Source organism: Cellulomonas endophytica (assembly GCF_004123805.1).
Taxonomy (GTDB): Bacteria; Actinomycetota; Actinomycetes; order Actinomycetales; family Cellulomonadaceae; genus Cellulomonas; species Cellulomonas endophytica.
On record NZ_RWJX01000046.1, the window covers coordinates 21,378 to 27,377 of the forward strand.

Here is a 6,000-nt window from a genome sequence, read left to right on the forward strand (position 1 = left end):
CCCCTCTTGGCAACCCCTGTTGTCGCCCGCTTCGCGGCGGATGCGGCGCTGCAAGCGCCGCACTGCTTCCTGGTGCGGCCGGCGGTCTTCGCGCTTGGCACGGCGCATCCTTGCCCGGGGGGCTCGTCGACGAACCCGGTGCAGCGTCCGCTCACGCGGACAGGGCAGTGACGCCTCAAGCCCGATCGTCGTCACACCCGGGTTGCAGTGCACACCGTCGACGAGTGCGATCGGCGTCCCGTGCGGTTCGACGTCGGGCCTGTGCATGGTCTCTCGAGTGCTGGAAGGCAGTTGGCGGGGCGGGGCGCTCGGCTCGAACTGGCTGAGCCGAAGCCGAGCCGAGTGCGGTGTGTCCGTGCGTCAGCCCGTCACCCCGTCGCCAGTCAACCGCGTCAGCAAGGGTCGATCGAGGGCACTCTTGGGGGACGAGTCCCGTCATCGGGTCGTCGTCGGCGCGACGCGTCATCGGGTTGTCATTGGCGCAACGCGTCATCGGACCGATGACGCGCTCACGATCACTCGCGAGGAAGCGAGGGTCACGGAGCGCGCGGCGCACCCGTCGCGATGCCGCAGCCAGTACCGGGGAGCGAACAGCGATCTTTCGTCCGACCCGCACACAAGGCCCTCGAGCGCTTCTGTCCGGTTGGGGGTTGCATGACGCAGGAGCCGGAGCGGGCGGCCGCGATCCTTGATGCGATGCATCGCGGGTTTGTCGAGACTGTCAGTTCCTGTCCGCGCGACCTGAGGGACGCGCGGAACGTCCTCGGCGCCTACCGCGAACTCCTGCAGGCCCTGCGATCGTCTACGTTGCAATCGCTCGCCGACTCGCGGGCTCACGCGCACGAAGCACCTGCGCCGGCACCCGCGGCGACGGCCGTGCGAGAGGCCTTCGCGACCATCGGACTGGTCGGGACTACCAACGGACCTACGCCACCGTCTAAGGCGTCCTTCAGCCATCCGTGGCGCGACGCAGCCGGCCTGCTGAGGTCCGCCAACGTTCAAGAAGCGGGCCCCTGGGCCGACCGACCATCGGGGCAAGAGGGCGGCGGGGGCGACTCCAGCTGGGCAACGCACGCCATCGATCTGTGCGCTAGCGCATTGAGGATGGACGTCGTCCTGGCGATGCGGTGTCGGCAAGCGGGAGTTGTATGGGACGAGCTGCAGATGTGGCTTCCGGATTCCGACCCCGCCCACGTGCTACTCGAACATGCCCGAGTGCTTCTAGGAAACCCGCCATTGATGGCTGGAGACCTAGATTTCCATGCCGGTCGAGCCCAGCGCATGTTCGCCCCGCAGCCCCACGCGAGAGCATCGGATCCCCTTCTGCGCGTTGAAGGCCTTACCCGGTAGTTGCGCTCCATTTCGGCCCGGACATTGCTCGATCTGGCAGCACGTGCCGATCTCGAGTTGTCGCTTGTGGTCGTTGGTTCTTCCGCGCTGAGGCAGGGACCGAGGGCCGAGCCCACGCGGCATGCGGTCTGCTCTTCGGGCTGACGCCTTCGCGGTCGTAGCGGTCGCCGGAGCCGTGTTGATGCCCGCGCGTCGCGGAGTCCGCTTTACGTCGCCGCACGACCACAGGCTCACAAGAGCGCAGCCGTGTCCCCCAATGCATCGGGTCCTGTCACGAGGGCACTGCTCGCGTCGAGACCCTCGTGGCGCATCGGGAAGCGCAGGAGCAGGAGGAGCGACATGAGCAGCGGCTGGGCGGCACCGACAGCGATCGTCATCGACACGGCCGACCGCAGCTGGGCCGGCATCTGGTCCCTGCTCTACCTGGTCGGTAAGGCCACCTTCACCCTCAGCCTCGCCGTGCCTCTGCACCAAGCGGTTCCGCTGACCTTCGCCGCGCTCGACCTACGCGAGGCCCGCGACGAGCTCGAATGGATCTACCCCGAACTCCCCCACACCTGCCCCGCAGTAACCCTCGGTCCCCTTCCCATCGTGCTCGACGACCACGAACCACGAGCCGTCCTCCTGCACGCCCTCACGGCGGTCACCACACGCCTGACCACCCTCGGACAGCAGAACCTCACCCTCGAGCAACGCCGCTGCCTCGACACGACCCTGGCCAAGGTCCTGTCCGCCGAGACGGCCCTCGCCAGCACGGCATCAGCGCCTAGGTGACCCCGTGCTTACCTACGGCGACCTGCTCGGACAAGCCGGAGCCCACACCCACCGCGGACTCGCAGCCCTCGACGCCAGCCGGCTGCGCGACTTCGACCACGCCCGCAACGTCATCGGCGCCTACTACGAGCTTCTCACCGCGCTGCGCAACCACACCTCGCGTCTGATCGACCCCCGCCGGCTCAACCTGCACGTGTACAAGCTCCCAAAGGGGCCGGAGACCACCGACACCGCACTGGTCGCCGTCTACGCCGCGATCGGCCCGATCAGCCCACCACGCCCCTGGACCCCCTATCCCGACGCCAACTTCGAGCACCCCTGGCGTGACGCCGCGACCGTCCTTGGGGCAGCCGCGGACCTGCTCGACACCCACGTCACCTTCACCGGCGTCCAGCGCAGCAGCACCGCCGCACCCGTCGAAGACATCCACCGGCGGCACAGCACCCTGGTCGGTCCACTCACGCTGACCGGGACTCTCCTGGCCTACGAGCAACGCCTCGCCCTGCAAGCCCTCCAAGCCGGCGTCCCAAGCCCTGACGTTCAGCGCTGGCTGCCCGGCACCACCTACGCCCGACGGGCGCTCGAGCGCGCCCTGACCCTGGTCGACGACGACCACGACGCCCCGCCGCTGCACGACGTGCCTCTGAACGAGCACACCGTGCGCACCACCGACGGGCCACTGCCCGAACTGCAGGACCGACTCGCCCGCCTACGTCACGGCGCCTGGGCCCTGACCCACCACCCCGACTACTCCATCGCCACCCTGCACGACCTCGCCGGCCTCGGCATGGCCATCCATGCCCACGCCGCCGTCGCCCACGGTATCGACCTGCACCATCCCGACACCACGCACCCGCTCCTGACCCGAGCACGTGCCTGGCAGGCACTCGTGATCGACCTGCGCGACTACCTAGCACCCGGTCCACCCCAGCCCGACATCCGCACTGAGGTCCTCGCTGTGCGCGACCTCCTCGATCAGGTCGCTCCCCTGCACGAACCGAACCGGCTCGCTGGCCTCGACGACGCTTCCAACAAGCAACTGCTCAGCACCGTGAACACCGCCGTCACGACGATGAACAACATCAGCGACTGGAACGTCCGCGCCTTCACCCAACTCGCCGCCCACCAACAGCTGCACCTGCCCGCACGCCTGCTCTCCGGCAACGACATCACCGACGACCCCACCCTCGTCACCGCCAAACTCACCGGCCTGCGCGTGACCGCACCCACCAGCCGCACCACCAGAACACTGCACCTGTACGCCGACACCCGAGCGGTCGGAGCCGCGAGCACGGACCGCAGCCCGCGCGCGCCGACTCGACCAATGACGATGCAATCCGTACTTCAGCGCACCTGATCTCCGCGGTGGCCGAGCCGACGCGACAACATGAAAGCGGGACCACTGAGACCCCTCGGTCCGCCAAGCTCCTAAGCCGCACAACCCTCATAGGAGGGGCAGGAGTCTTGAGACGCCGCGAAGGTGACAGTGGTGACAGAGCACGGTTGGAGGTGATCCACTGTGGCCATGGCACAGAAGACTCAGGTAACTCTCGTGGACGACGTGAGCGGCGAAGAGATCACCGACGGCGGCCAGACCGTCACGTTCGGCCTCGACGGCACCAGGTACGAGATCGACCTGAACCAGAAGAACAGCGACCGCCTTCGCTCGGCCCTTGCGCCTTACATCGCCGCCGGGCGCAAGGTCGCCGGCCGCGCCACCAACGCCGGCCGCGCCAACAGCCGCCCGCCGCAGTCCGCCGACAGCGCCAAGCCTGACGCGCGCGCCGCCCGTGAATGGGCCGCCAGCAACGGCATCGAGCTGTCCGCACGCGGACGCATCCCCGCGGACGTCATCAAGAAGTTCCAGGAAGCGAAGAGTTAGCGCCGGGCGGCGAGCCACAGGGGATATAGCTCTCAAGCGCGTGATGAAGGGCTCGAGCAGACGCAGCCTCGCTCAGAGCGCGGCAGCCCCTCAACGGCGACGCATAGTTGAGCGCAACGACCGGCCAAGCCACCGTTCGCTCAAGCATAGTTCCGAACCTGGCGGCTGGGCTGAATTGCCGGGCTCCCTTTCCGCCCCGAGCGGACCCATAGCCAGTCACCCTCGCGCAGCGTGACAGGTCCGGCAAGGTCCTCATCACTGCCGGACCCGCCTGATGCACTGCTAACTGCTGGTCATTGGCCGATCCCGGAGCGGGTACCACCGGAGCGGCCCGGCACAGCGTTCGCATGGTGCTGCGCTGGGGACGGCGACGAAGCGGGGCTGCTGTATGCCAACTGGGTACGCCAATCAGGTCGAGTCGGGCAAAGTCCGGGCGCCTTCGCTGACGACTGCCGCTCGACTACGACCTCCACCGACGGCCGACCGCGGACGCCAGTGGATGCAGGGCCGATCACGGACACGGAAGGGGCAGCCGAACGGAGCCGGACGACTGCCGGACGCCCGCGGTGGCAGCAGACGCCAAGACCTACGGCAAGGAAAGCCGGCTGTCACCCGACTCCCCTGATGTTGAGGTACCAGCGGGCGAGCACGTCCCCAAGCGCAATCCCGAGGAACGCGCCTAGTAACATCGGCGGGCCAAACGGTATGGTCATCGTGCGGTGAAGGCGGCCAGCGGCTGCCAGTGCCAGTGCTATCAGCATCGCCAAAAGGAACGGCGCCACGGAGCCGAGCACGAGCGACGGCCAACCGAACCAGCCCATGACGAAGCCGAGCAGTGGAGCGAGCTTCACGTCCCCGAATCCCAGACCGCCCGGCCATGCAAGGAGCAGGAAAAGATAGCCGATGAACAGGACCGTCGCACCTGCCGTTGCTCGTCCCAGAACGGACCAGGACTGGTGCGCCAAAGCGGACAAGAAAAAGACCGGCACAACCCCTGCCGCCGTCCGCAAGATGATTCGGTCCGGCAAGCGCTTCGATCGTGCGTCGATGATGGAAAGCGCCACGGCGCCAGCCGCCAGCCACAGCACCGCAATAAGCAGCACCACGGGCACTCGCCGAAACAGCAGCGCGGTCACTGACGCGAATACCATCGCCGTGCCCGCCTCCAGCAGCGGGTACTGCGGCCTGACCCATTCTCGGCCGCCCCGGAGCCGGCCGCTGAGCGGCCGAGCCGATCGCACGGATTGAGCGCTCGAATCTCTCGATTGCCCGGGCCTCGAACGCGTCGACATGGCGTCGCCGATCGCGCCCGCCGTCTCGTGACTCACCACCGATCGCAGGTGCCTTCCGACCAAGCCGCCCACCAGCGACGCGATGGCGCAGACCACGAGAGTCAGCTGTCCCCAAGACAACTGCGCGAGACTCATGGATGGGCTCCTGATCCACTGGCGTCCGGGCCTTTGCAGCAGCAATGACAAGCATCGCAGTCGCGGCGCCAGCGCGCCGCGGTTGTGCACATCGCTTCGCGCGGGCTGCATCTGCTGCTCGCCGCCCCCGGCCAGCCCCTGGCCCTCCTCGTCGCAGCCGCCGGGCGGAGTACGCGGCATGCAGGTGTCCGGTGAGCTCGTCGACCTGTGCGCGGTGGTGAGCGACCGAGTCGGTGTACGTGGCGGACAGGCGGGTCGCATGGCCGGTGTCGGTGAGCCAGGCCAGCACGGTGCGACCGACGACGCCGTGCTTCTAGCCGACGAGGCCGAGGTCGGTCAGCTGCTGCAGGATGCGACGGTGCCGGTGCTCGAAGGTCCAAGCCGTGCTGGCCGCGGCGATGCTGGGCGGCGAGCACCTCGTGAGGAGGTCCTGGGTGGGGGTGGATCGGCGGTTCGGCCGCCGGAGTGCTCGCGCCTCGGTCATGTGGGGCCCAGCATCGGGCCTACGCCTAGCTGTAGTGCCCCGGGAGGTTGTTGACGCGGTCGATCGGGGTGAGGCCGCCGAGC

General features: G+C 68.2%; 4 protein-coding genes. 3 read left to right on the forward strand and 1 reads right to left on the reverse strand.

The genetic code is table 11. The features are described from left to right. Positions 1-1,689 precede the first annotated feature (1,689 nt). The 3 genes from EJA20_RS12910 (at position 1,690) to EJA20_RS12920 (ending at position 4,006) form a co-directional block, all read left to right on the forward strand. On the forward strand, positions 1,690-2,124 hold the full coding sequence (locus tag EJA20_RS12910; RefSeq protein ID WP_129338623.1) for a hypothetical protein: 435 nt from the start codon (positions 1,690-1,692) through the stop codon (positions 2,122-2,124). Between the two features lie 4 nt (positions 2,125-2,128). Beyond that, entirely contained in the window at positions 2,129-3,481 is a 1,353-nt protein-coding gene (locus tag EJA20_RS18735; RefSeq protein WP_164983974.1) for a hypothetical protein, read from the forward strand. A 168-nt stretch (positions 3,482-3,649) separates the two neighbouring features. Beyond that, complete coding sequence (locus EJA20_RS12920; RefSeq protein ID WP_129338625.1) at positions 3,650-4,006, forward strand: histone-like nucleoid-structuring protein Lsr2; 357 nt, start codon at positions 3,650-3,652, stop codon at positions 4,004-4,006. Positions 4,007-4,614: 608 nt separating this feature from the next. Here the strand turns inward: EJA20_RS12920 and EJA20_RS12925 are convergent. Then, the gene (locus EJA20_RS12925; RefSeq protein ID WP_164983975.1) at positions 4,615-5,433 is read right to left on the reverse strand and encodes a prepilin peptidase; all 819 of its coding nucleotides are present in this window, start codon (positions 5,431-5,433) and stop codon (positions 4,615-4,617) included. Positions 5,434-6,000 lie beyond the last annotated feature (567 nt).